At 39.7% G+C, this 26348-nt stretch carries 23 protein-coding genes; 8 read left to right on the plus strand and 15 right to left on the minus strand.

What is annotated here, in order from left to right; all coding sequences use genetic code 11:
• The first annotated feature begins 201 nt into the window (after window positions 1-201).
• The 4 genes from brnQ to J4G36_RS09225 all read left to right on the plus strand — a co-directional run bounded on the left by brnQ (window position 202) and on the right by J4G36_RS09225 (window position 4722).
• Window positions 202-1518 (plus strand): branched-chain amino acid transport system II carrier protein, encoded by a 1317-nt coding sequence (brnQ, locus tag J4G36_RS09210; protein WP_256439572.1) that lies wholly within the window; start codon window positions 202-204, stop codon window positions 1516-1518.
• A gap of 45 nt (window positions 1519-1563) precedes the next feature.
• Window positions 1564-1917: an SCP2 sterol-binding domain-containing protein gene (locus tag J4G36_RS09215; RefSeq protein ID WP_210469717.1), complete on the plus strand. Its 354-nt coding sequence runs from the start codon at window positions 1564-1566 to the stop codon at window positions 1915-1917.
• A gap of 130 nt (window positions 1918-2047) precedes the next feature.
• Window positions 2048-3649: a SulP family inorganic anion transporter gene (locus J4G36_RS09220; RefSeq protein WP_368668743.1), complete on the plus strand. Its 1602-nt coding sequence runs from the start codon at window positions 2048-2050 to the stop codon at window positions 3647-3649.
• Window positions 3650-3876: 227 nt separating this feature from the next.
• Window positions 3877-4722 (plus strand): C40 family peptidase, encoded by an 846-nt coding sequence (locus J4G36_RS09225; protein ID WP_210469718.1) that lies wholly within the window; start codon window positions 3877-3879, stop codon window positions 4720-4722.
• A 38-nt stretch (window positions 4723-4760) separates the two neighbouring features.
• Here the strand turns inward: J4G36_RS09225 and J4G36_RS09230 are convergent, their stop codons facing one another.
• The 3 genes from J4G36_RS09230 to J4G36_RS09240 form a co-directional block, all read right to left on the minus strand.
• Window positions 4761-5903 (minus strand): M20 family metallopeptidase, encoded by a 1143-nt coding sequence (locus J4G36_RS09230; RefSeq protein WP_368668744.1) that lies wholly within the window; start codon window positions 5901-5903, stop codon window positions 4761-4763.
• Window positions 5904-5975: 72 nt separating this feature from the next.
• A complete protein-coding gene (locus J4G36_RS09235) occupies window positions 5976-6233 on the minus strand; it encodes a hypothetical protein (protein WP_210469719.1) in 258 nt (85 codons plus the stop codon).
• 249 nt (window positions 6234-6482) lie between these two features.
• Window positions 6483-8114 (minus strand): glycerol-3-phosphate dehydrogenase/oxidase, encoded by a 1632-nt coding sequence (locus J4G36_RS09240; protein ID WP_210469720.1) that lies wholly within the window; start codon window positions 8112-8114, stop codon window positions 6483-6485.
• Window positions 8115-8327: 213 nt separating this feature from the next.
• Here J4G36_RS09240 and J4G36_RS09245 point away from each other — a divergent pair, with 213 nt between their 5' ends.
• The gene (locus tag J4G36_RS09245) at window positions 8328-9122 is read left to right on the plus strand and encodes a polyphosphate polymerase domain-containing protein (protein WP_210469721.1); all 795 of its coding nucleotides are present in this window, start codon (window positions 8328-8330) and stop codon (window positions 9120-9122) included.
• The gene (locus tag J4G36_RS09250) at window positions 9091-9774 is read left to right on the plus strand and encodes a DUF4956 domain-containing protein (RefSeq protein ID WP_368668745.1); all 684 of its coding nucleotides are present in this window, start codon (window positions 9091-9093) and stop codon (window positions 9772-9774) included. Before J4G36_RS09245 ends, J4G36_RS09250 begins: the two co-directional genes overlap by 32 nt.
• 53 nt (window positions 9775-9827) lie before the next feature.
• Here J4G36_RS09250 and J4G36_RS09255 read toward each other — a convergent pair whose 3' ends face one another.
• Window positions 9828-11033, minus strand: coding sequence for an acetyl-CoA C-acyltransferase (locus tag J4G36_RS09255; protein WP_210469722.1), 1206 nt, complete (start codon window positions 11031-11033; stop codon window positions 9828-9830).
• Window positions 11034-11158: 125 nt separating this feature from the next.
• Between J4G36_RS09255 and J4G36_RS09260 the strand changes: the two genes are divergently transcribed.
• The gene (locus J4G36_RS09260; protein ID WP_246880457.1) at window positions 11159-11965 is read left to right on the plus strand and encodes an IclR family transcriptional regulator domain-containing protein; all 807 of its coding nucleotides are present in this window, start codon (window positions 11159-11161) and stop codon (window positions 11963-11965) included.
• Between the two features lie 58 nt (window positions 11966-12023).
• On the opposite strand, the gene J4G36_RS09265 is transcribed toward J4G36_RS09260, so the two are convergent.
• The 8 genes from J4G36_RS09265 to J4G36_RS09300 all read right to left on the minus strand — a co-directional run bounded on the left by J4G36_RS09265 (window position 12024) and on the right by J4G36_RS09300 (window position 22119).
• Entirely contained in the window at window positions 12024-12974 is a 951-nt protein-coding gene (locus J4G36_RS09265) for a GNAT family N-acetyltransferase (protein WP_210469723.1), read from the minus strand.
• A 17-nt stretch (window positions 12975-12991) separates the two neighbouring features.
• Window positions 12992-14587, minus strand: coding sequence for an FAD-dependent oxidoreductase (locus J4G36_RS09270; RefSeq protein ID WP_210469724.1), 1596 nt, complete (start codon window positions 14585-14587; stop codon window positions 12992-12994).
• 15 nt (window positions 14588-14602) lie between these two features.
• Window positions 14603-16282 carry an alpha-glucuronidase family glycosyl hydrolase gene (locus J4G36_RS09275; protein ID WP_210469725.1) on the minus strand — a complete coding sequence of 560 codons (1680 nt, stop codon included), beginning with the start codon at window positions 16280-16282 and terminating at the stop codon, window positions 14603-14605.
• 105 nt (window positions 16283-16387) lie between these two features.
• Window positions 16388-17959, minus strand: coding sequence for an FAD-dependent oxidoreductase (locus tag J4G36_RS09280; RefSeq protein WP_210469726.1), 1572 nt, complete (start codon window positions 17957-17959; stop codon window positions 16388-16390).
• Window positions 17960-19012 (minus strand): Gfo/Idh/MocA family protein, encoded by a 1053-nt coding sequence (locus J4G36_RS09285; protein WP_210469727.1) that lies wholly within the window; start codon window positions 19010-19012, stop codon window positions 17960-17962.
• 18 nt (window positions 19013-19030) lie between these two features.
• Window positions 19031-20035: a zinc-dependent alcohol dehydrogenase gene (locus tag J4G36_RS09290; RefSeq protein ID WP_210469728.1), complete on the minus strand. Its 1005-nt coding sequence runs from the start codon at window positions 20033-20035 to the stop codon at window positions 19031-19033.
• A gap of 12 nt (window positions 20036-20047) precedes the next feature.
• Window positions 20048-21103, minus strand: a complete 1056-nt coding sequence (locus J4G36_RS09295; protein ID WP_210469729.1) for a dihydrodipicolinate synthase family protein — start codon at window positions 21101-21103, stop codon at window positions 20048-20050.
• Window positions 21103-22119 carry an NAD-dependent epimerase/dehydratase family protein gene (locus J4G36_RS09300; RefSeq protein ID WP_210469730.1) on the minus strand — a complete coding sequence of 339 codons (1017 nt, stop codon included), beginning with the start codon at window positions 22117-22119 and terminating at the stop codon, window positions 21103-21105. Before J4G36_RS09300 ends, J4G36_RS09295 begins: the two co-directional genes overlap by 1 nt.
• A gap of 122 nt (window positions 22120-22241) precedes the next feature.
• Here J4G36_RS09300 and J4G36_RS09305 point away from each other — a divergent pair, with 122 nt between their 5' ends.
• Window positions 22242-23591 (plus strand): hypothetical protein, encoded by a 1350-nt coding sequence (locus tag J4G36_RS09305; RefSeq protein WP_210469731.1) that lies wholly within the window; start codon window positions 22242-22244, stop codon window positions 23589-23591.
• A 21-nt stretch (window positions 23592-23612) separates the two neighbouring features.
• Here J4G36_RS09305 and J4G36_RS09310 read toward each other — a convergent pair whose 3' ends face one another.
• From J4G36_RS09310 to J4G36_RS09320, 3 genes are read right to left on the minus strand one after another with little or no spacing between them, the layout of a single operon-like run.
• Window positions 23613-24530 (minus strand): Gfo/Idh/MocA family protein, encoded by a 918-nt coding sequence (locus J4G36_RS09310; RefSeq protein WP_368668746.1) that lies wholly within the window; start codon window positions 24528-24530, stop codon window positions 23613-23615.
• Between the two features lie 18 nt (window positions 24531-24548).
• The gene (locus J4G36_RS09315) at window positions 24549-25352 is read right to left on the minus strand and encodes a carbohydrate ABC transporter permease (RefSeq protein ID WP_483315895.1); all 804 of its coding nucleotides are present in this window, start codon (window positions 25350-25352) and stop codon (window positions 24549-24551) included.
• 34 nt (window positions 25353-25386) lie between these two features.
• Entirely contained in the window at window positions 25387-26304 is a 918-nt protein-coding gene (locus J4G36_RS09320; protein ID WP_210469733.1) for a carbohydrate ABC transporter permease, read from the minus strand.
• Window positions 26305-26348: the final 44 nt, after the last annotated feature.

Consider the following 26348-nt stretch of genomic DNA (forward strand, 5'->3'; position numbering starts at 1 on the left):
CTATTTAGCACTTCAGTAAATTGAATTAGTATATAACGATGATATTTATACATATCCGAGTCTTCCATTCACGAATTAAGCCACAATCGAAGTTATATAATTCGGAATAATAATACTCCTCATTTTTTCACCACTTTTACGTTGTAATTGTTATAATAGAATGCGGCATAAAGATTCATACTATTTCAAGGAGTGTTTACATTGACCTTACGAAAAAATTTCCTCATTGGACTAATGCTATTCGCATTATTTCTTGGTGCAGGAAATATAATATTCCCCCCTTCACTCGGACAACTGGCTGGTGAAAATCTACTCATTGCGATGGCAGGTTTCCTCATTACAGCTGTCGGCCTTCCCCTCATCGCAGTCCTCGCAATTGCAAATGCGGGAGGCCATTCAGGTTTACAAACGATAGCAGGAAGAGTCCACCCAGTCTTCGGAATCGTTTTCACAATGATTATTTATATGGCAATTGGCCCCTTTTTCGGGATTCCACGAACAGCTACGGTATCGTATGAAATCGGAGTCGTTCCATTTCTTTCTGACCGGGCCGTTTTATCAGATTGGCCGCTTGCTTTATTCACGATTTTCTTTTTCCTAATGACGATTGCTTTAGCATTAAACCCGGCAAAACTTGTCGATAGAATTGGTAAAGTGCTAACGCCCGTGTTATTTATCGTCATTAGTTCATTGGCGATTAAAAGCATTCTCACGCCGATTGGAACGATTGGACAAGCGAAAGAAGCTTACGCTACACATCCCTTTTTTCGTAGTTTCGTAGAAGGTTACCTGACGATGGACGTTATTGCAGCGCTCGTTTTCGGTATCGTCATTGTTAACGCACTAAAAGTTGAAGGCGTAACAAAAAAAGGACCGATTTTAAAAGCTATGATGGTAGCTGGTCTTGTCGCCGCAGCAGGATTAACTTTCGTCTATGTTTCCTTAAGTTATATCGGAGCGACAAGTGTTGATGTGATTGGCATGCAAGAAAATGGAGGCGCAATTCTATCTTTGGCATCTACCGTTTTATACGGTTCTGCTGGAACAACAATTCTGGCCGTCACAATCATTTTTGCATGTTTAACGACATCAATCGGACTCGTGTCCGCATGTGCTCAATTTTTCAATGAGATTTTCCCAGTTTTATCATACAAGATTTATGTATTGATTTTTGCTGGATTTAGCGCAATTATCGCGAATGTCGGCTTGACTGAACTTATCGCCATTTCATTGCCGATCCTGATGATGATTTATCCGATTGCGATTGTCCTCATGCTGATGTCCTTCATCGATAAATCGTTTGGACGGAAACCGATTGTTTATATTCTTGCGCTTTCCGCAACCGCTATCGTCAGTATTTTCGATGGACTTCTGGTAGCAGAGATTGATGTGAAGCCGGTGACGAAATTACTCGCCCACCTTCCATTGTACGAGCAGAAAATCGGATGGCTTGTACCCGCGATTTCCGGTGGACTTCTCGGCGCAATTATTAGTTTCTTCCAAAAGAATAGAAATTAATGGTATAATTACAGATGAATGAATATTCATTTGGAGGGATACCTGATGACATCAAATTTTGACAATATGACGCTTGAAGAAATTTGGAATGAAATCGATGTAAGACTGAAAGAGAAACCTGAGCCTTATAAAAACATGAATGCAATTTACTCCATTGTTCTTTTAGGTGAAGATGGCGGTCAATTCGGTCTGAAATTTTCGGATGGAAATGCCGAAACGATTATTGGGACTCCCGATGAATCGGACTGCGCACTTTCAATGAGTGTAAAAGATTTCAAAAAACTACTTGGTGGAAACTTAAACTCTGTTGCTTCTTATATGATGGGGAAGCTCAAAGTGAAAGGTAATGTGGGACTTGCGTTAGAACTTGAAAATTTATTAAAAAAATATTCATTTTGAATCTATGAAACCGGCATCCTCATAAGGTAGGATGCTGGTTTTATTATATTAAACCGAACCCTTGGAGCTACAACGTTTTTAAGTTATAATATAGATGGAAGTTTCAATAATAATAGATTATTTCAACGGAGTGAACCATTTGTTCAAAGACAATCGATATTTACATTATAATGCAGACGGCTTCAGAAAAGACCTTATTGCGGGTATCACTGTGGGAATTGTTGCAATACCGCTTGGTATGGCATTCGCAATCGCATCTGGCGTAAAACCGGAGTACGGGATTTATACAACGATTATCGCAGGATTTCTAGTTGCGCTTCTTGGAGGATCACGGTTTCAAATTGCTGGACCTACTGGCGCATTTATCCCTATTTTACTTGCGATTGTTCTTCAATATGGTTATGAGGACCTGTTAATCGCTGGATTTCTAGCTGGTGTTATCCTCGTTATCATGAGTTACGCAGGCGTTAGCAGTTTAATTCATTTCGTTCCAAAGTCGGTCACAATCGGTTTTACTGCCGGAATTGCCATCATAATCTTCACTGGTCAATTGGGTAATTTTTTCGGATTAACTGGTTTGAAACAACAAGAATTTTTCCATGAAAATATGCTCGGTCTGATCAAACAGTTTCATACAGTCAATCCGTTTAGCATTCTTATCGCAGTTATCGGTCTTGCTGTAATTTTCATATTGCCGAAAGTTGCACCGCGCGTTCCGGTTCTTCTTGTCGCGCTCCTCATCCCAACACTAATTTCTTTCTTCTTTTTTCAAGGAAAGATTGAAACAATTGGCACCGCTTTCGGTGGCATTCCAAATTCTCTTCCAACGTTTCGCTTTCCCGAAATTACATTATCCAAGTTAGTCGCACTTTGGCAACCCGCCCTGGTTATTGCGGCACTTGGCTCAATTGAATCCCTTTTATCCGCTGTCGTTGCGGACGGGATGAAACCGGAAAAAACAGAAAACCACAATTCAAAACGCGAGTTATTCGGACAAGGAATCGCAAATATTATTACACCTTTATTTGGCGGAATACCTGCTACAGGTGCAATTGCACGAACCGCAACAAATATTCGTGCTGGCGCGGTAAGTCCGGTTTCCGGGTTCGTACAAAGTATGTTTGTGCTAGGGTTCCTGCTGTTGTTTGCGCCTTATGCATCACATATACCCCTCGCGGCCATGGCGCCTATTCTAATGTTTGTAGCTTGGAATATGAGTGCACGAAAAGCGTTTCTCCATATTTTGTCGATTCGCTCTGCCGATTCCATCGTCTTATTAACTACTTTTCTACTAACAATATTCGTGAACTTAACGGTTGCAGTTCAAGTTGGTATTTTGATTGCTGTGATTTCATTTCTACGTAAAATGGTAAATAAACTTCATTTAAAAGTGGCAAAGACGTCTGACGTTGAAATCGTCAAGTTTGGTAAAGAGGATCCTGCTACCTTGAAGAAATACCTGCTAGAGGGACCGTTATTTTTTGGTACTGCTAAAATATTTGAAGATGCATATCCAGTTATTCTTACGGGCGATGTAAAAACCATTATCCTCGACATGGAACAGACATCCGTGATCGATGCGACCGGAGAAGCTGCTTTATCCACTTTTATTGACGACGCCCGTACTAAAGATATTCAAGTTATTATTAAAAAGTTACCGAAAGAAAAATTGGCTTTGTTCAAAAAAGGCGGCTTATACGATAAGATTGGAGAAGAGAATTTCTTTATGTAATATAATAAAAGAAAGATTGTCCATTACAACTGGCAGTCTTTCTTTTTATTTTGATTAATAATGTTACAACAAGTACTCGTCTTGAATTCTCTATGATTTATATGTTATTAAGTTGTAATATAACTGTAACTGTCCCCTTCCTTATTTTTGATAAGATGAATCATAGATAAATAGTCGGAAAATATGAAATATATAAACAGGTAACTGAAAGGGGAAAAGGGAATAACATGAAGCGATTCTTTTTTGGTATTTTTGGGTGTCTACTTTTAACTATGGCTACTCCAGCGATTGCCGCTGCAAGCTCATCATCTACAATGATTTCTATTGCACAAGGTTACATCGGATCCCCCTATGTATACGGCGGTACGTCCGCTGCCGGATTCGATTGTTCCGGCTTTACGCAACGCGTATTTAGCGACGGCGGTAGTTCACTTCCTAGAACGACGGGCGGGCAATTTAATGTGGGTGCATCCGTATCTAAAGATAATTTACAACCAGGGGATCTCGTATTTTTCAACACGAACGGAAAAAACGTCTCGCATGTGGGCATCTACATCGGATCCACTAACTTTATTCACGCTTCGACAAGTAAAGGCGTTATGATTTCATCAATTTATGACCCTCATTATTGGGGAAGCCGGTATATCGGCGCACGACGTCCAAACGCACAACCGGTCGTAAACCCGAAAACTGAAGAAAATACTGAAGAAAAAGTCGAGAAGAAACCTGAAAATCCAAAAGCTGAAGTGAAAAAAGAAGTTAAACAAACTAGCAAACCTGCAGTAATGCAAAAAGCCGCTGAGAAACCGAAGGCAGAAAAGCCGTTAGTTGTAGTTGCAAAACCAAAGTCAGAAAAGGCCGCAGTTGCAAAACCTGTTGCAACGCCTCCCGTCCAAGATATCAAACCTAATGCAAAATCTGAAGAGCCCAAGGAAAATGAAGAGATTGAAAGCAATGCGTTAACAGCACAGATTGAATATATTCACATGCACCCTACAGCACTCGGATTACGATTTACGCAAATGGTTTGGGTGGAAGATCGAGATCTTGAATTACTAGATAAAGTTCTTTAAACATAGAAAAACCGCGACCCATGGGCCGCGGTTTTTCATTAATCTTTTTCGATTGTTAATCGATGGATAACATGTGCTAACAAATTCGTTCGTTCTACAAGACTATCCACTTCTAAGTATTCATCTTCACTATGCGCATTTCCGCCGATTGGACCTAATCCATCAATCGTCGCAACACCCATCGCAGATGTGAACGATGCATCCGAGCCTCCCCCAGTCGCCATGTCTTTAATTTCAATTCCGAGTTCGCTCCCAATCGACTTAATCACATTAAGCAATTCTATTGTTTGTTGATTTTTCACCATCGGTGGTCTTTCAATCCCGCCTGTCACCTTGATTGTCGTGCCCTTAACATCTGGAACCGCACAAATTTCCTTGATCTCACGTTCAAGCCAATCCGCCTGCTCCATTTTACTAATACGAAGATCAACATGAGCAACTGCGGATGGAGCGATTGTGTTAACGGTATTGCCACCATTTATAACCCCGACGTTAACACTAATCCCTTTTTCATAATCAGTTAACTTATGTAATTTAATAATTTTCTGCGCGAGTTCTTCTATGGCACTGTTACCTGCTTGTGGCTCAATGCCGGCGTGCGCAGCTTTCCCCGTAACCTGAAGCGTTACCTCACCTGCACCGCGACGAGCTGTAACTAGCGATCCATCTTGTCGTGCAGGCTCCATAATGAGTGCATACTTTTTACCAACGGTATGTTCTTCAATAAGATTTTTTGAAGTTGGCGAACCAATTTCTTCATCACTCGTTAAAATGATTAATATATTTTCAAGGCCAGCTCTCCCTGTTTTTTGAAGCGATTTTAATGCATATAAAAGAGAAACATGACTTGCTTGCATATCAATCACACCTGGACCATACGCACGACCTTCTCGTATGGTAAATGGGCGGTTTAAAGCGGTCCCTTTTGCAAAAACAGTATCCATATGCGCAACCGACATTATTTCCGGATTTTTCGCGTTTTTGTGCCGAATCACGAGATGGTTTCCTTGGACCTCTTGTAAATCAGTTTCAACTAAAAATCCAAGTTTTTCATACTCTTTTTGTAAGATGTTGCTAACAGCGTCTATGCATTCCTTATCTGTTGACCCACTATCCATATTTACTAACTTTTCTAAGAACGTCAACATTTCCTCTTCTTTTTCATATAAAAATGTCTTCACACCTATCACTCCACCCTTTTTTGTAGTTACCTTATCACTAAGTATAACATTCAATTCGGGGTAGTTTGCATGCTATTGACGAACTTTTACTTTTGATGGTTGATCAGGACGTTTATAGATAAAGTGATGGTAAACCGTGTTCGGGTCATTCATCACCAATTGCGAAGCCCCTTCTTTTGAGATATAAGTAACGCCGTTTTCTTCTCTAACTTTACTTGTCTGATTGTAATCAAGTACAAATATTTTTTTCTCACCACCCAATTTCAACATATTAATTGTTCTAGGGGTATGTGAAGTCACACCACAAATAATATGAGACTTTTTTTCCATATAAGATCTCCTTTCCACAGTATCTGTTTTCATAAAACCTAGTGAATTTAATTATCCATATTGTGGGTTAAATTCAGTATTATTATATCATTTTAATATTCATAATCATAGTACTATTCCTAAATATTAACAAATAATATTATTTAAATAAGTTGATTGCTAATTCATGTGACTAAACCCACTAGCATCAAGCATAAAAGGAGTTTATACCAACCAAAAAAAGAACCGTTTTAGGTTCTTTTTAGGTAGTTAGCTAGTTGCTTCCTGTATACGTAATTCTAGTTCTTCTCTCATATGTTCTTTTCTTTCCGGAGACCATTCAAATAAACGATCCATATAATCTATCACTGGTTGCTTCCAAGTTTGCACCCAAGGAATATCGAAATAGATAGCACCTGTCCTCCTTGCAAAAAAGTCCACCGGTGTCATCGCCATCTCGAATTGAATTGCATAATGCAATGTCAATTTGATTGGCAGCGGTAAATCTAATTCTATTAATAGCTCATTTTCCAGATCAATGATTGCATCTGTGTTCGTGCCGTAAATTGCGGCAATTGATGCACCGTCTTCCTTTGACATTCCCAACATCGAGAGCTTCCTGGCTTTAGTTCCGATAAATATCGGATAATCGCCTGGATGAGAAAAGTCGCCACCGGATAACTTCAAATCTTTAGTGATTGATTGGCTGCTTTTTTTCCCCAATTCAGCACTGATTAAATCAGTCACGGTTTCAGCCATTTTTCGATAGCCGGTTAGTTTCCCGCCTGCAATTGTGATAAGTCCTGTTTTAGAAGTCCAGATTTCATCTTTACGAGAAATTTCAGATGGACCTTTCCCCTCTTCATGAATTAAAGGACGAATACCGGCCCAAGTCGATTCGATATTTTCCATTTCAATGGCCGTCTGAGGAAACATGGTTTGGATGCAGTTCAATAAGTATTCCTTATCTTCCTTGGTTGTTGTTGGATGTTCCAGATTCCCTTCGTAGACTGTATCCGTCGTCCCAACATAGGTCTTTCCATTCCGCGGAATTGCAAAAACCATTCGGCCATCAGGGGTATCAAAATAAACGGGTTGATGAAGGGGAAGCTGTTTTCTGTCGAGTACAATATGTACACCTTTTGTCAGAAGTAAACTTTTACCAAACACTTTATCATCCAGATCGATTACCCTCTCTACCCAAGGGCCAGCAGCATTAACAACGATACTACCAGTTGCATGGTAAGGTTTATCCGTTAGTTTATCTAGTAAATATACGCCCACTATCTTTCCATTTGCATCGTATTCAAACTGATCTAGCTTGACATAGTTTAGAAGATCAGCGCCATATTCAAAGGCTTTTTTCGCAACTTCAATTGTAAGTCTTGCATCATCCGTCTGGTACTCGACATATTCACCGCCACCCAAAAGCCCCTTTTTAGCTAGCAATGGTTCACGCCGCAGAACTTCCTTCTGAGAAAGCATTTTCCGCTTTTCCTCCGGCTTCACCCCAGCTAAATAATCATAGACTTTGAGACCAATCGATGTTGAATACCTGCCAAAGGTGCCTTTTTTATAAATCGGTAACAGCATCCACTGCGGATGTGTAACATGGGGTGCATTTTCATATACAATCGCGCGTTCTTTACCGACATCCGAAACCATCTTCACTTCAAATTGCTTTAAATAACGGAGACCACCGTGAACCAGTTTTGTAGATCGACTCGAAGTACCCGCTGAAAAATCCTGCATTTCTACCAATAAAGTCCTTAACCCTCTCGTCGTGCAATCGAGGGCAATTCCCGTCCCCGTTATTCCACCGCCAATAATAATGACGTCGTACTGCTCATCTTTAAGCCTGGTTAAAATGTTCTTTCTTTCAACATGCGAAAATTTCTTCATAATATTAGCTCCTTTATTTAAAAGAAATGAACAATCTACTTTAACTATACAATGAATTCCAACGGTTACAAATATTTATGTGCATATTTTTGGTATTTTCCCTCAGACTCTCATGATATTCTAATAAACTTCACAGTGAAATCACATAAGTAAATACTATGATAGGAGTAATCCAGATTAAGGATGGTTGTTATTACATAGAGGAGTGATGTTGTGGCTATTGAGATTTTTAGCCGGCGAGAACAAAAGTATTTAATCACGCGCTGGCAGTATGAACAGCTTGTCGAAAAGATAACACCTTATATGCGACATGATAAATACGGGGTAGATGGTCAATACACCGTAACTAGTCTGTACTTTGAAAATCCTCAGAAAGAAATCTACTTTGAAACGAAAAACAAATTAAAGTACAGACAAAAACTTAGATTACGGGTCTACGATGATACCGATAGAAACGGGACTGCATTTTTTGAAGTGAAACAAAAGCATAATAAGGTAGTCAATAAACGACGATTAGTTTTACCATTAAATGAAGCATATCGGTATTTGGACAATGAGGAAGCTGAAAATCTATCAACATATGAAACATCTAACACGCAAGTATTAAGAGAGATTGATCATTTTCGTAGATTCTACAACTTACATCCTGAGATGATTGTTAGCTACAACCGACATGCATTTCACGGGACAACAGATCCAGAATTACGAATTACGTTTGACTTGAATCTAAAATGCCGAAATGAAGATTTAGCACTTGAAAATGGTCCTTACGGCGTGAATTTTATCGACGAAGACCTGGTCGTACTTGAAGTTAAAGTAAATGATAGCGTGCCTTTATGGCTCACACGGTTTTTACAGGAACTAAATTGCGAACAACGAAGTGCTTCAAAGTTTTGCACAAGTACTGAATTATTATACGGAGAAGTCCTTCCACAAAATGAGTGGATGGAAACAACAACAATTGGAGGCGTTAAAGGTGGAAAGCATAAACAACTTGTTTCAATTTAATGGATTAGATGGCGAACCCACTATATGGATGAGCATCGGAGCTATGGCGATTGCAGCCATTCTGAGTTTAATTATTACGAAGGTGTACCAAATTACATTTACAGGCGAGCGTTATTCACAAGCATTCGTTCATACGATTGTAATGATGAGCGTTATTGTTTCGGTTGTTATGAATGTCGTTAGTGGAAATGCAGGTGTTGCATTTGGTTTATTCGCAGTGTTTTCCCTCATTCGTTTTAGAAGTGCGGTGACAAACGCGAAAGACATCGCGTATATCTTCTTCGGCCTATGTGTCGGTATGACAGCTGGATTATTCCAATTCGAACTTGCCATTGTCCTAACACTATTTGCAAGTCTTGTGTTTTATTTACTCTTTAAAGTTGATTATGGTGCAGGCAAGGATACGCAAATTTTAAAAATAACTGTTCCTGAGAACTTAAACGATGAAAACTTATTCGATGATATTTTACAAGAAAAAACGGATAGCTATCAACTTCGTCAAGTCGAAACAACAAACCTAGGAACGATGATTTTGTACACGTTCGCGATACGCAGTAAAGTCGACACGAAAGATCAAGAATTGCTCAATGTGATTCGTGAACGAAACGCTAATTTAAAAGTATCTCTATCCTATTTGGAAATGAGAGATTAATTACAAAAAACCGTTCTTGGTTAGAACGGTTTTTTCATTTGAATTAATTTGAATTAGTTTACATTCTCTACAACTACTGATATCCCTTGCCCAACTCCAATACACATCGAAGCCAATCCCAATTTCGCATCTCTTTTTTTCATTTCATAAATAAGCGTCGTCAAGATACGTGTACCACTTGCGCCAAGCGGATGGCCTAATGCGATAGCGCCGCCGTTAACATTGACCTTATCAATATCCAGTTCCAGTTGTTTTACACATTCAATTGATTGCGAAGCGAATGCTTCGTTAATTTCAACCAAATCGAAGTCCTGAGAGGTTAGACCATATCGCTTCATCACTTTTTTCGTGGAATAGATTGGACCTAATCCCATGAGTGAAGGTTCTGTACCAGCTGTTGCAGAACCGACAAATTTAACAAGCGGTTTTAGCTTTAATTTCTTGGCTAGTTCTGCACTCATTAAAATGACACCGGAAGCACCGTCATTGATGCCTGAAGCATTTCCCGCAGAGACTGTTCCGTTTTCAAACAACGGACGTAAATTCCCTAACTTTTCCACGGTCGTGTTTGGTCTTGGATGTTCATCTTTATCTATAATAATCTCATTTCCTTTTTTATCTTTCAGAGTAACCGGGATGATTTCATCTTCAAACCGATTCGTTTCAATTGCTGTCTTCGTTAACTGTTGACTTCTGTATGCGAATGAATCTTGCTCTTCCCTTGAAATATTGAATTTCTTGGCAACATTTTCAGCTGTCTGTGGCATTGATTCTGTTCCGTACATCTTATTCAACTTGGGATTTATAAACCGCCACCCCATTGTCGTGTCATGTAAACCTATATCACCTCGCGGAAATTCATGTTCAGGTTTCCCCATCACAAATGGTGCACGCGTCATGCTTTCAGTACCACCTGCAATGATGACATCGCACTCACCTGAAAGAATCGAACGAGCGCCCATGCTAACGGCATCTAAACTAGATCCGCATAAACGATTCACTGTTGTGCCGCTCACTTCTTGCGGCACACCTGCTAGAAGCAAAGACATTCTACCAACATTACGATTGTCTTCACCCGCGCCGTTTGCATTTCCTAAAATAACATCATCTATTAACTTCGGATCCAGTTCAGGGTTTCGATTAAGCAACGCTTTAATAACAATAGCCCCTAAATCATCAGGACGAACATTTTTAAATTGCCCCCTGTATCTCCCGATTGGTGTCCGAACAGCATCTACGATCACTACTTCTCTAGCCATTTATATCCCCCTATTAATTATTTATATATATTTAGTTGTATTAATCATTCTCACGTTGTACGATAAACGTACGATCATTAATTATATCGTACACTACCAATATTATATCATCGGAGGATGGTTCAATGTCAAGTGAGATTTCTAAAAACTCTATCAAATCAACTGATTTCATCCAATCTCTAGAACGGGGTTTATCAGTCATTCAAGCTTTTTCGCCGGAATATCCTGACCTTACAGTTAGCGAAGCCGCACAAATTACCAATTTGAGTCGGCCGGCTGTAAGGCGCATTTTTTTAACGCTTGAAGAATTAGGCTTTATACACTCAATAAATGGCCGCTATATGTTAACTGCACGTGTACTCTCACTAGGCTATTCATACATATCATCGAGAAATATTTGGAAGTTCACACATCCCCATATGAGAAAACTTGTAGAACAAACTGAGGAATCCACTTCAGTATCTGTTTTGGATCATACGGATATCGTTTATGTGGCCCGTATTCCTACGAAGAGAATTATGACAATCGCACTGGATATCGGCTCTCGCCTCCCTGCTTATGCAACTTCAATGGGTATGGTATTACTTGCGAATCTTTCAGCTGCAGAACTCGAGGAATATCTAGATTCTGTCGAACTGAAAGCATTCACCACTAAAACAATTGTGGACAAAGACACGTTGAAAGAGCGTCTGATTGAGATTAAGAAAAAAGGATGGGCGAGTTCTAAACAACAACTTGAGGATGGCCTACATTCCATTGCAGCACCCATTAAAAATCAGGATGGAAAAGTAATTGCTGCTATTAATATTTCTGCACATGCAGGGAGATTTACAGAAGAAAGTATCGAAGAATTTTATGTCCCACTCCTACTCGAAACCGCCAATCAAATTAGTGAAGATATTTCGAAGTCATATCAGATTTCGCAACTATAATTTGGGACAGGTGAGGAAGCATTTCTTCTTCACCTGTTTATTGTCCATATACCTTTTGTTATTTTAGATCCTTCAAATAAACCCCATACTTTTTCCACGGTGTGAAATCAAGCTTCCCATAAAACTCTATAAAGATGGTCCAGTCAATAATAATGGTTTCGATTTTCCTATCTTGCAAATAAGCCATGGCTGCTTGAACGATGGCAAGTCCGTAACCTTGCTTCTGTTCTTCTGGATCAATCCCCAGCGGCCCGATTCCACCGACCGGTTCTTCGAACAAAGGGCTCCAATAGACGTTTTGTGCAATGAATGGTGAATCTGCATCATTCATTCTGCAAAATCCAATGATTCGACCTTTCTTTTTCAACACTAGGAACTCACGGCCATCCCCATTCATATCAAAATACTTAATGGCCTCATAAACCCATCTACCCGGAAAGCACTTCTCGAGAAATGAAATAAGTTCATCCCTTTCATTCCTTTTTAATATCGAGAATTCAATCATCTTATCCTCAGGTATCGGATAGTGCTTCTCTAAATGGTTTATCAAATCATATGTATCTATTCTCTTTTGATACCCTTTTTTCTCAGCCCATTTTTGAGTTTCTGGATATTGATCCGGTATTCCGGAGAAGTAATGAAACGGATCCCCAGCCAATTGCATTTCAGTGATTCCGAGGTTCTTCAAATCGTCTTCCGCTCGTTCAAGTAAAGCCGTACCTACCCCTTTCCCACGATGCTCATGATCCACTAGCAACACTTGAATCCATCCCCTTTTCAGGTCCATGTTCACATCTATTTCTTCTTGCCACAGTTTAGCAACGACAAAACCAATTACATGATTTTCATCATCCACCGCAATATGAGAACTCTCATACGAAAGATTCACATCATCAAAACTGTTTTGCTTGAACAGCTCTTCGCGCATTGGAAATTCATCCGATAATTCTTTAGCCCATAATGCAAGTAATTCATCAAACCGTTCAACATTCCAAGGAATTAACTTCATAGTAGCCCTCCGTAGTCTTACTCTTTCCCAAAAGTTTCTTGCATTCGTTCAATAGGATCATCGAACATATCCTCACCCCATTGGACGACTTGACCTGCCTCCAGTAGTTCTTGTTTCAATTCGTTGTAGTCTACTTCTTGGACGGTTCCATTATCTTTGATTGCCAATGAAGCGGCTGTTCCTGCTGCCTGCCCCAAAATCATGAAAATCGGTTCCATACGAATCGATCCATAAGCAATGTGAGAACTTGATAAACAAACGGGTACCAGTAGATTTGTACACTCCTCCGCTTTAGGACGGATAGAACGATATGAAATTTCATACGGAGGGATTGGCACTTGGACATCCCCTTCATTTACGCATCTACCATCAATGACAACACGTCTACAATTATGTGAATCCATATGAAATGATGCCAAGCCAATCGAATCATCGATAAACGCCTGTTGCAGACAGTTCTTGTCTGTCATGACGTAATCCGAAATCATTCTTCTGCCTTCACGGATATAAAGCTGATGCGGCCAATGTCCCGTGCTCTCAAACTCATCTTTCGGTAATCCCCATCCTTTGACCTCTTCACGAATCTCATTTGGAATATGCTCATCATTTGCTAAGAAATACAATAGTCCAAGCGCGTAATTCACATGATCCTGGAATATTTCCTCTCGTCTTGCATAACTGCCTTCTGGCCATTCGTAATTCATACCAATATTATCAGTTGAAAATGCACCGTAATTATTCAAATCCGTTTTACCATTAGGTAGCATCGTATGAAGATTCATTGCATCCCATACACCGGATTGTATGTAACGGAGCAGTAGCTGATAGCGCCCTACATCATATTGTGGCGGTTTCGGAAAAGGAATTTGATTATCCTTTACTTTCGTCAAGCAAATCCGAAAATTATAGGCTTGTATCCGATGATCCCCTTGTCCCTGATAACCTAATTTAGTAGAATCATCTTCCGTAATGCCTGGTAATACACCACTTTCCGGGTCGCCTTCAATCACATAAGGATCGATCCATTTTTCAAATTTATGATGAGGAGCCCCAAACTGAATACCATTGTAAATTTCTTTGTAGGTTGCATTAGACTCCCTTCCGACAAAGAAAGAAACCCCCGCCTCCGCCAATAAATCACCCTCATAACTACAATCCATGAAAACTTTTCCCTTGAAGCGATTGCCATTCTCCATGGCAATTTCAGTAATCTTCAAATCCTCTTTACAAACCTCATCTAAATGCTGATTCAAATAAACAGGTATCTCGTATTCGTATATCCACTCGGCAAATACAGCCTGCGCAGCTTTCGGTTCAAAAGTCCATTGCTTGTCTTTCCCGTAATAAGTTGCGATTCTCTGATAAAATTCCCTTGAAAGACCACCGACCGCATCTTCAGCACCCAAATCCGTTGCGCCTAAACCACTAGCGGTCATACCTCCGATATGTTGACTAAATTCAACGATTGCAACGGTCGACCCCATTTTTGTAGCTTGAATAGCCGCCGAAATACCTGCTGGAGTTCCTCCGTAAATGATAATATCCTTTTCAATCAACTTGGGATTATCCAGTTTATTTGTTGGTTTATAATAATGTAGATTTTCAAAACTCAATGCGATGACCTCCTACTATTCTTTTAAAGCCCATGCATCAGAATAAAGCTTCACTGACTTTTTCAAATAGGCTAGATAAATCAACATCATATCTTTCGATGATAAAGTACTATCATTTCTTTCGAGTGTATCTAGTGATTCGACATCACCCAAATCCCATTTGTCTAATAACGTCTCAATTTGTTCCAAATACGCTACTATCATTAAGTCTTTTACCTGTTCGGTAACCTTTTCAGGGTCAACGATTCTTGCCGGGAATAAAGGCGCATTATATTTTGTATGTTGAGAAACCATACTCTCCAATTGTAGGATTATTGAATAAAACTGACTTTTTTCTTCATTAAATATTGTGAAGTACTCCTCAACAATGTCTTCAAAACGTTCCCCCCAAGCGATACGGGTGTATACATAGTTATTCAAATGATGAATCCATTTCCAGGGATAGTTTTCTAGTAATTTAGGTGATCCCTTTTTATGGTGAATTGGAACAATTAAGTTTAAAACACCATCAACATTCAGTTCCTTATAAGCCTGTAAATCTTGTTGAATTCTCGTCACTAAGGGTGGAAAAATTTCCGACAGCATAAAATGGTCGCTATAGTATTCAAGAACTGTCAATGACCTGCCTTTTTCTTCAACTTGTCCAATCCAATCCTGCAAAGCTCGGCGCGCTCTGTCTTGTCTAGATTCCCCAGAGTCAATCGAGGTTGAATAATCCCTTCCCCAATAGGCATACAATGCATTGACTTCATTCGATATTTCCGTTTCATGATCTCTTTCCAACATGTTCCATGATAAGCCTGCATTGTAAACAATATATTCCGCTTCTACATGGGGCACCTTCTCATTAAGCGCTACCTTTAATTTTTCTGTAAAACGGATATACGTTTGTAAAAATCCTTCCGCATTTTTTTCATCAATTCCTACATCTTCGGGCCATAATGAAATTCTTGTTATAATATTACTTTCCAAACAAATATCAACGATTTTCTGTATCACTTTTTCTTGAAGAATCGTATCTTCCGCAAAGAATTTAAGCTTCTCTTCTTCCTGAAGATTTTCGCTAGAGTCTTCTTTTTGAATCTCCTTTAGTAGATAGCTAAGACTATGCCCTCCAAGCGTTACACGAACATCACGCTTTTGTAACTCTGGCGCAACATAGGTTTTAATGCTATCCCATAAGAAAAAAGTGAAGAAATACTCATTTTGACCATTTTTAACTCCCCAATCAATCAGCGAGTTAATATAGGCGGGATCATCTATGGTTTCTAGGATATTTCCGCGCCTGCCAAATAAAGGCTCATGAATATACACTTCATCTTTCCCCCATTTTTTCACAACAGAATGAACCACCTCTTCTTCCAATTCAATCCAACGATAACCGAAACGCTCTCTGCAATAGTAATAAACCCCATACAGAATTGATCTCGGTTCATTTCCGATGATCCATGTATCTCTCTCAGAATGAACGATTGCAAAGCCATCTTTTTGTAGCCTAATGTTTTCGCCCATGAAACTGTTGTATTCCTCAAGACCGATTAAAATAATTCTTGTGAATTTCTCTTCATTACGCTTCGTAAACAGAGCACGATCACCGATTGAACTTTTAGTACCCGCCGCCATCATAAGTCTCTCAAGTTCTTCGACTGCAAAAAGTACAGTCTCGTGCGTATCCCAATAGATGATTTTATCCATAAACAGCACCTTCTCTACTTTTAATAAATAAAAGAGCACGCAATCGGTGCTCTTGCTAATTTACAACTTTATCGCTTCTATTGTTTCACTAGAATCAGAAGCTTTTCATAGACTCTCCCTTTCATAAAACGCCTCAGGCCACTCAAGTTCAATTCCAGCAGAACGTAATTTATCTTGAAATGCAGTCAACAACTGTGTGTTTTCCCGAACTTCTTTTGGTGTGGCATTTCTTTGTTTACAATAAGCAACCAGTGCGCCGCATACTTCCCCAATATTCCATTCCGTCGGATGAAGCCTGTAGCAGCCATTTGTAATATGTGTCGTACCGATATTTTTGCACCCTGCCAACAAATTATCTACATCCTTTGGAATCAGTGCGCCTAATGGGATGTGATAAGGAAGTGCCTTAATATCCAAATACGTTCTTCCCGACATACTCGGGTGGAGATCAATGCTATAGGAACCGATGCCTACCCTGTCGTCATAAAACTTCCCAGTTTTTCCTTCATTGAAATCAGGCGATACATCTTGTTCAACAATTGTATATAGCGCTTTTATTCTTCTAGACTCTCTTATATAAGGCGCTTTCGCTAATCCGTCATCAGTTCCAAAGATATCTTTACGCAGTTTCAATCCAGGGTATCCTTTTCCACCATCGGGTCGTGGTGCTGCTGTTTGGAGCCAGTAAAGTAACGACAAGCTTAGTTGCTTGGCTTTAAATAGATTTTCTTCTTTTTCCATTTCAGGTACATCATAAATATTCCCTAAAAAGTAATCATTCATCGGCCAATTCATCAAGCTGACATCGCCTGCATCTAATGGTAGGTTAAAATTCTGGGCATCAAAACTGCGTCTGTACTCCCATAGTGGAAAACCAGTTTCTTCCCGGAAGAGTGTGTACACTCTTTTCTCTCTCGTAATCGGATGGGGTGCAAAAAAACTTAGATAAGCCGCCGGCCATATCTCCGGATGAAAGTCCCGCCAAAAAGAATACAATTCCGGTTCTGGTATCGTATTATCCTCACCCGCTCTATATTCAATGCCAAGGACGTACGTAAACGCTTGAATGTCTTTTGGATCAGCCGCTTTTACTGCATGCGGCTCGTTTGTCTCCGAGATTGCTTCCGCACCGGTTACATACGCCACTTCAGCTAACGGTAAAACATCCCCCGCCTCCGTTGCATCTATAAAATAAAATGCTTCAACTGTGCCAAGACTTCCAGTCAGTACATTTCGGTATGTTGCACGGTCAACTTGGTCACCACTTCTCTCAACAGAAGTAACTACCGTGTTTAGTTCAATTGTCAGTTGACCTGATAATACATAAGGCAAAAGCATTTCATTTAACACATGAACGCTAACTCGTGGATCGTGACAAATGTTGCTAACTAGTCCATTACCGGGATTGAATGTTTCCTTTTCATCTTTTACATCCATCATTCGCAAATAAGTTTCACGCACTTTCCCGCGATACACTTGATACCTTTTGGTCGCTCCAAAATCCTCAATCCATGGATGCTCATCTGGGGGTACCCCTTGCGATGTCGACTGTCCTCCAATCCAATCTGTTTCTTCAGTCAACAATACACGTAAGCCTTCATCACATGCTGATATTGCCGCAGCACAACCGCCTAAACCGCCGCCAATGATCAATAGATCTGCATGAATTGTCGCCATTTATAAATAGACTTCCTTCCCTGTAGCCGCTGATTCGTATACCGCATTCAGCATTTTCATCACTTGTACACCGTCGGCTACGGGGGCAATTGTTTGCTTTCCTTCACGACAACATTCAACGAAGTGGTTGATTTCATTAATGAATGCTACTTCAAAATCAAAATTCAAATTATCAATTTGTGGCTCTATATTCAAAATTACATTATTTTTTTCAGTGACAATTGCCAACTCGGGTTCAATCTCAGCACCACCACTTTCGCCAAATAGTTTTACATACAACTCATCTTTTTTAGCATGAAGCGTAAAACTTACATCGATGAATAAAGACGCTCCGTTTTCAAAACGAATTAATGCATTCGCCAAATCCTCTACATCATTTAGGCCTGAATTATAATCAGCCGCCTTGTAGAAAGATAGATTTTTAATGTTACTTCGGTTACCCAGTCGACTATATGTATTCCCGCTGACTGATATGGGACGAGGCTTACCCATCAAATACCAACTTATATCAATCATATGGACACCTAAATCGATGAGTGGACCACCGCCCGATTTCGATTTATCACTAAACCAACCACCCGGATTTCCAAGTCTTCTGATGCAAGAAGCTTTCGCATAGTAAATCTCACCGAGTTCACCTTGATCAATAAATTGTTTCAATAGCTTCGTATTGTCGCCGTGTCTTCTGACAAAACCGACCTGCAGTATTTTACCGGACTTCTCGACAGCTTCTTCAACAGCGAATGCTTCTTCGACAGTCATACTTAAAGGTTTTTCGACCAGTACATGTTTTCCCGCCTCCAAAGCAGCAATGGCAATTTCGGCATGGGTATTGTTCCAAGTACAAATACTAATCGCATCGATTTCCTTATTCGCTAACAAATCTTCATAGTCCGTATATAGGTTATCCACACCATAACGTGTGCCCGCTTCAGCTAAACGTTCTTTATTTTTATCGCATAAAGCAATCAGTAGCGCATCGTCATTGTTCACGTACGGCTTAATATGAAACTCTGAAATTGAGCCTCCCCCAATAACCCCTACTTTCAACATGCACAAAACTCCCTTTACTTAATTTTTATAGTTTATGATTTGGGTTAACATATCTTGCTTAAGTTCAATCAACTCATCATAGGCAACAGGAACATCTTTAAAATCTACTTCATTCTGTAAAAATGGCTTCACATCAATCATCTTATTGCTTATTAAGCGTATATATTCTGCTACATTCCGTCCTTCGGTCCAGCGCACATACCCATAGGGATAATCGATTGACTGTTTTTCGTACACTGAATCATAGCGACCTGGTCCCCCCGCACGAGAAATGAGGATTTGCGCTTCTTTCGCAAATAGTTGATCACGTGGGAATACAGGTTCAATATCTCCGACAATCACAACTTTTCCTTGCTTCCGGACCCAGTTAAGACAATAATCGGTCAGTTCCGAACGTTTGCCGCCTGAACACAATAGAACTGCATCTGCGCCTTGATTATTTGTACGACGTAACAATTCATTTTCCATTTCCGAAAGCGATGAAAATGCAGCGATTCCCTTGTCTCTTTGAATCATATCCACTCGATCCGCTTGAATATCAAAAGCAATGACATTATACGCAGCTGCATTGGCGATTTTTGCAATCATTTGACCCAGCAATCCTAATCCGACAATGACTACTGTTTCGCCAAAAGACAATTTGGCAATCCGTAATGCATGAATTGCAATTGCACCTATACCCGCTAATGATCCTTCTTTTACATCTACGTCCTTTGGAACTTTAGCGCATAAGGTGGTAGGTACAAGTAGTTTTTCACGATGTCCAACGTAAGGTGCACCGTAACACGCGACAATATCACCTTCTTGAAATCCCACCACATTTTCTCCGCACGCCAAGACATTGCCAACAGCACTGTAGCCCAACTCAAGATCCTTGTCAGCGCTAATATCTATCAATCCAAGTTCTGTTCCTGGAGAAATAGCTGAGTAGGTTGTTTCAATCAGTAGATAAGAAGGTAGTACCTCCGGATCCGGTTGTTCAATAATCTGTACTTTTCGATTTCTGGCAACAATTGTTTTCATTACATTCACTCCTTACTTAGTGAACCATTTTGATAAATTATCCTTCACAAATGCATCATCGTTCAAATGGGGATATTCGGAATACACACGGTCGATTTCTGTCGATTGGTTAGGACTTAGTTTCTCTCTGTCAGCTAAACACCAATTCCCTTTCAGAATACCTTGTCTTGCCAGAACTTCATTGATTCCGGCAATACTTCCTTTAAATTGGTTATTCGAATCAAAAAACGCCGCATTCGCATCTGTGATTTCTTGTCCAAGGGTTAATAGTTCAGCCGGAATTTTGCCATCTAACTTACTATTTTTTATGTCTTTAAAAATATCTACGGTTGTTTTCGTCCAAACAGACCAGTGACCCAGTAAACCACCAACGATTTCTTTCTCCACTTTCCTCCCGTCAACTTGGAAGCGGTACGTCGTCAAAAGATCAGCCACAATATTGTCGTCATTTCCTGTATAGATAGCAATTTCTTTATTCCTCGTCGAATTACAAACTGCCCTCATCACGTCAAGCGTTTGATACCGATTAAACGGGGCAATCTTTATGCCGTAAACATTGGGAATTTCTGCAAGCGCTTTCCAAAAGTCAAAAGAGAGGACGCGTCCTCCTACAGCAGGCTGTAAATAAAAGCCGATGACTGGAATCACTTCCGCTACTTTTTTCGTTCGCTCCAGTAATTCCTGAGGAGTAGCATCTGATAAACCTCCCATGCTTAGTAAAGCAAAATCATAACCAATCGACTTGATGAACTTAGCTTCTTTAATTGCAGCCTCTTCGGGTCCACTAATACCACCAATTTTTATAAAGGATTCAGGGACTTGTGCGTTATTTATTTCTTCAATTGCTAGCGTCAATACCTTTTCAAATAGATTAAATTGTGGATCTCGGATTTCAAACTGTGTTGTATGAACACCGACGGCTACCCCGCCCACTCCCGCATCTATGTAATAACGAGTAAGAGCTCGTTGACCATCTTCATCGAGCTCGCGGCTTTCTGTTAAGGCAAGCGGATGCGCTGGAATCACAGTTCCTTTGTGTAAATGTTCCAGTACTTTAGGATTCACCATTAAAATTCTCCTTTTCGCTCTTGAAAATGAGTCGGCTTATCATACATTTCTCCATCGTTCAGAAGCCAATCAGCCGTCATGTCTATCATTTCTTGTAGTGATACCCTTGGATAGCCAAAAAGCTGATGCGCTTTAGAGGCGTTGTTCAATAAGGCAGTCTCCTGCTCCGCGTTTTCGAATAATGGTGTTTTATTGAAACGTACTCCGAATTCTTTTGCCAACCAACGAACCGATATCGTTTCAGGACCCGTCACATTCAATATTTTTGGCGGCGTATCGCAGTGAAGGAGCGAGCGCACTGCATATTCATTGGCATCGCCTTGCCAAATGACGTTGACGCTGCCCATTGTTAGATCAATTGGTCTTTCATCAATAACATGCTTCGCAATTTCCAATAAAACACCGTATCTCATATCAATCGCATAATTCAATCGAAAAAGTAACAAAGGCGTGTTATTCGTATAAGAAAAGTTTGAAAGGACGCGTTCTCTTCCCAAACAAGATTGCGCATACTCACCGATCGGACTTGGCGTTGTCTCTTCTGAACAATTACCATTCACAACATTCGTCAGCGGATAAATATTTCCTGACGAAAACGCAACTATTCTAGAGTCTTTAAATTTATCAGCGATTCTTCCCGGCAAATAAGCATTCATCGCCCATGTGAAATGTTCATTACCCGATGTTCCGAATTTGTTTCCCGCCATGAAAATAATATTTTTCACATCGGGCATCTTTTGCAACTGGTCGTCATCTAGTAAATCCACAGCAATCGTTTCAATTCCGAAAGCTTCTAATTCTTCTTTTAAACTTCCCGAAGAAAAACGAGAAGCACCGATTACCTTTTTATTAAGACCGCCTAATTCTATTGCTCGTTTCGTCATTTTTGCCAAAGTGGGACCCATTTTCCCCCCAACACCTAAGATTAGAATATCTCCATCTAGCTGTTTAAGATCGTTAATTAGATCATCTGATGGTCTAGTCATAAATTCCTCTAGCTCTGTTAGCGTATTCATTCCATCACTCCTCAAGTTATCATTAATCTGAATATACACAATTGACTTATAACATAATTCTAGTTACACTCTTATTAAAAGACAAGTCTTTATTAGGTCTTTTAATACAGGAGGGAAATTCATTGCCGGAAAATAAGATTGTAAATGACACTTCAGAAATTAATATTGGCATCATCACACCTCAAGCACTTGTTAATCGCACGCAAGAAACATTAAAGAACTTCCCGAATTTCAAACCTATATTTCGTGTAATCGACAGCGAGACGGTTATCCCAGATATCACTCAAGAGTTGATGAATGATGTTGAAGTTTTAATCTTTACGGAATACAATGCCTATAAAAGCGTGAAAAAAGCAATCAATTTTACCATACCGGTGCACCATATGCCGTTGATGGGTACTGGCCTTTATCGATCTTTATCCATAATTAAAAGCGGGTATAGTTTACAATGTTTATCCATCGATACGGTCGAAGAAAAATATGTTGAACAAATCCTCTTGGAACTTGAAGAAGATAATTACGAAATCTTTGCTTGTAAAGGATCCTCGCAAGTTGACGAAGTTGTTCAATTTCATATAGTCAACTACAAGTCATTTAGAGCGGTCGCTTTGACAGGTATTCAGGAGGTCTCCATTCGTCTTTCTGAACTTGAAATACCAAATGAATGGGTTACACCTACACAACAGGACATGACTGTCTCACTCGAAAGAGCTCTATTGGCAACGAATACGCGTAGAAATAAAGAATCTCAAATTGTTTTCGGTTTGGTTAATATCGATAATTTCAAAGGCGTGGTAGAAAGATATGCATCTGAATATGACGTTCAATTATTAAAACTGAATGTCCACCAAATGCTACTTGATTACACTAAATTATTAGATGGCCACCTTATCAATCTAGGCGGCGAAGAATACTCATTCATAACTACACGCGGTATTTTTGAGCGTGAAACAAGGGGCTATAAATTCATTCCCTTGCTGCAAGAAATTAAAAATGAACTTGGTATCACAATTAGCCTGGGTGTTGGTTTCGGTCTCACTGCTGCCGAAGCCGGAAATCATGCACGCCTCGCACTCCGTCAATCAAAAGAATTAGGCGGAAATGTTTGCTATATTGTTCGTGAAGATCGAAGCGTTCTTGGACCTGTCGATATCACGACGCATAAACAATATGAACGCTATAATTTAGCAATCACAGACCCCTACCTATTGGATAAAGCCCAAAAAGCGGGAATGTCAGCTGCTTATATGACTAAACTGATGGCACGCGTTTCACGCCAGAAGAAAATCAACTACACTGCACCAGAGTTGGCATCTACTCTGAACGTAACACTCAGGAGCGCTAATAGAATTCTATTAAAATGGACGGACGCGGAATTAGTGGAAATAATAGGCGAAGAAAAAGTTACCCACAAAGGCAGACCACGTCGTATTTATCGATTATGTTTTATCGAGGAAGACAATCAGCTGTAAAAAAGGGCCGTGTATTCAATCTCACGGCCCTACTTTTATCGTTTTACCAGATACAACGCTTTGATTGGCCGCCTCTATAAAACCAATAACTTCCTTCGTTTCATTTAAAGGTACTAATGAAGATCCAGTAATAAAAAACGCCATGATTTCTTCAACCAAACTCGCATAAAATGATTTTCGAGTTGGGCAAACTTCGAAATATTCTTTGCCGTTTTCAAAGTGAATCAAAGCACCAAATTGAGAATTTCCTTCCCTAATTCCTCTAGCCGTGCCGATCTTCCCATTTTTCCACGTACCAACCATGACATCATGTTCCTTTTCCGCAATAGACGTGACTGATCCAACACCAGGTCCTAGGATGGCGAATAGCATTTCAGCTAAATGAATGCCGTACCAAAAGTATCCGGAACCCCCGTCAACCATCTCCATCGGCCCAAAACAATCAGCCCCTATGACAGCCCCTTTATCCGTTACACTATGAATATCCGTTATCCCCTCAGCAAACCGCAGTGCAGATGAACTCATTAGTGGCGTTCCATAGTCAGTTGCCAATTGAATCATTTCCTCAGCCATATCTGTATTAATACTGAAAGGTTTATCTATAAATATAGGTTTTCGATATTCCACGATTTCACGTAGTTGTTCTAGATGCGTAGCGCCGTCTATTGATTCGAGCATAATTGCGTCACATTGCTCGGCCATTTCTTTAATCGTATGCACAATTTTTATGCCGAAATCATTCTGAAGTTGTTCCGTAAACTTTTCGATTCTAGATTTACTTAACGCAAAGTTTTCCGATCCGCCGGGATAAGCAGCAATTACCCTTCCACCTGGTACATAGTTTAATCCATTGGTGTCATTTAAAAGCTTCGTGAATTCGACAACGTGAGACGTATCTAATCCGATGAGTCCTATCTTGATTGTCCGGATGAAAGTCACTCCCCTGTTAACCAGTATTTATTTCAAACCTGACATTTGTATACCTTCTGTAAAATATCGCTGGAAAAATAAGAATATAAGGAATGTCGGTATAAAGGATACGGTGGAGCCTGCCATTTCAATTCCAAAATTCCCTTCCTTCCCAAGCATTGAAGCTAAACCAAGCGTTACTGGAAACATCTTCTCTTGTGTTAAATAGATTAATGGCTGAAATAAATCATTCCAGTTTGAGATGAATGAAAAAGTTCCAACCGTCGCAACTACCGGGACAGAAAGTGGAAGAATAACTTTCATAAATATTTGTATATCATTCGCGCCATCTATATATGCCGCTTCTTCTAAATCATTAGGAATGTTTTGAAGGAATTGTCTCACCAGGAAGACGCCCATAATTCCCCATAACTCTGGAACAATCAATGCCCAGTATGTATTTATCCAACCGAAATCAGAGAACATGATGAATTTCGGAATGATTAAGAGTTGTTGTGGTATCATAATTACTGCCATAAAAGTCCAGAAAATCGCTTCTCTTCCAGGGAATTGTTTCTTCGCAAAAATATAACCTAAAACTGCGCAAAAAATCATCTGACTTGCCACGGGAATTATCGTAATAATAACTGAGTTTAGTATCCACCTAACGAATAAACCATCCCTCATAATATATAAATAGTTTTTCAATGTAGGTTCATCCGGTATCCAGAAAAGCGGGTCCAGTTGAGCAAATTCGACATCTTTAAACGATCCCAATATCATGATTACGAAAGGCAATAAGAAGCAGAATCCCAATATAAATAATGCTGTATATGTAATAACTTTTTTCAACATCTAATCAGGCTCCTTTAACAAGCATGTATTCTTAATAATGTTTAGATTCTTGGCCTAAATATTTTCGCTGGATAAGCGAAATAACCAAAATAATCGCAAACAAGACATAAGAAAGAACGGCCGCATAACTCAAGTTTAGACCAGTGAATCCTTGTTCATATAAGTAATAAACAATTGTTGTCGTCGCATAATTCGGTCCACCGCCCGTCAATAGATAAGCAGAATCGAAAATTTGAAAAGAACCAATTGTCGTTGTGATTGCCACGTAAAAGTGAATCGGTCTTAATAAAGGAAACGTGACTTTCCAAAATATCTCCATTGCAGAAGCCCCGTCAATCCTTGCTGCTTCGTACAATTGCTTATCAATCGATTGTAGCCCAGCGAAATAGTAAATCATCGTTGATCCACCAACTTTGAATATACTTAATCCTGCCAATACAGCTAGCGCCTGACTAGAGTTTGATAAAAATAACTGTGGTTCGATACCGACAAAACTAATGATATAGTTAATCAATCCTGCATCTGTTCCCCTGAATAACCAGCCCCAAATCCCGGCAATGATTACAAAGGAAGTAACAACAGGTAGAAAAAACACACCTTTAAAAAAGCGTGCAGATTTAACGCCAGAATTTATGATTAACGCCAAAATTAGACCTAATGCCATAGTAGGTAGAATATAATAAACAGAGAACATTACTGTATTCCATAATGCTTTCCAAGCCAATTTATCCGTTAAAAAATATTGCCAGTGTTTTAACCCGACAAACTCCGGGTCACCAATTACTTTCCAGTCCATGAACGTTAAATAAAAACTTAATAAGAAAGGATAGACTTGAAATACAACGAAATGGATTAGTACTGGGATTAAGAAGATATAAACAATCGCATTACGGTTCCATTCTCGCTTGACCCTTTCACCGAATGGCAATTTTGTTTTCTTGGAAGTCACTGCATTATTCAGTGTTAACACCCTCTCTTGCTAAGGTTAATAAT

The organism is Sporosarcina sp. 6E9 (assembly GCF_017921835.1).
GTDB lineage: Bacteria > Bacillota > Bacilli > Bacillales_A > Planococcaceae > Sporosarcina.

Bases quoted from the DNA above. Each gene is read 5' to 3' on its own strand.
- J4G36_RS09265 (WP_210469723.1), bottom strand. From the start codon at position 12,974: ATGAAGTTAATTCCTTGGAATGTTGAACGGTTTGATGAATTACTTGCA.
- J4G36_RS09240 (WP_210469720.1), bottom strand. From the start codon at position 8,114: ATGAAGAAATTTTCGCATGTTGAAAGAAAGAACATTTTAACCAGGCTT.
- J4G36_RS09260 (WP_246880457.1), top strand. From the start codon at position 11,159: ATGTCAAGTGAGATTTCTAAAAACTCTATCAAATCAACTGATTTCATC.
- J4G36_RS09275 (WP_210469725.1), bottom strand. From the start codon at position 16,282: ATGGATAAAATCATCTATTGGGATACGCACGAGACTGTACTTTTTGCA.
- J4G36_RS09235 (WP_210469719.1), bottom strand. From the start codon at position 6,233: ATGGAAAAAAAGTCTCATATTATTTGTGGTGTGACTTCACATACCCCT.
- J4G36_RS09285 (WP_210469727.1), bottom strand. From the start codon at position 19,012: ATGTTGAAAGTAGGGGTTATTGGGGGAGGCTCAATTTCAGAGTTTCAT.
- J4G36_RS09225 (WP_210469718.1), top strand. From the start codon at position 3,877: ATGAAGCGATTCTTTTTTGGTATTTTTGGGTGTCTACTTTTAACTATG.
- J4G36_RS09295 (WP_210469729.1), bottom strand. From the start codon at position 21,103: ATGGTGAATCCTAAAGTACTGGAACATTTACACAAAGGAACTGTGATT.
- J4G36_RS09215 (WP_210469717.1), top strand. From the start codon at position 1,564: ATGACATCAAATTTTGACAATATGACGCTTGAAGAAATTTGGAATGAA.
- J4G36_RS09290 (WP_210469728.1), bottom strand. From the start codon at position 20,035: ATGAAAACAATTGTTGCCAGAAATCGAAAAGTACAGATTATTGAACAA.
- J4G36_RS09255 (WP_210469722.1), bottom strand. From the start codon at position 11,033: ATGGCTAGAGAAGTAGTGATCGTAGATGCTGTTCGGACACCAATCGGG.
- J4G36_RS09280 (WP_210469726.1), bottom strand. From the start codon at position 17,959: ATGGCGACAATTCATGCAGATCTATTGATCATTGGCGGCGGTTTAGGC.
- J4G36_RS09300 (WP_210469730.1), bottom strand. From the start codon at position 22,119: ATGAATACGCTAACAGAGCTAGAGGAATTTATGACTAGACCATCAGAT.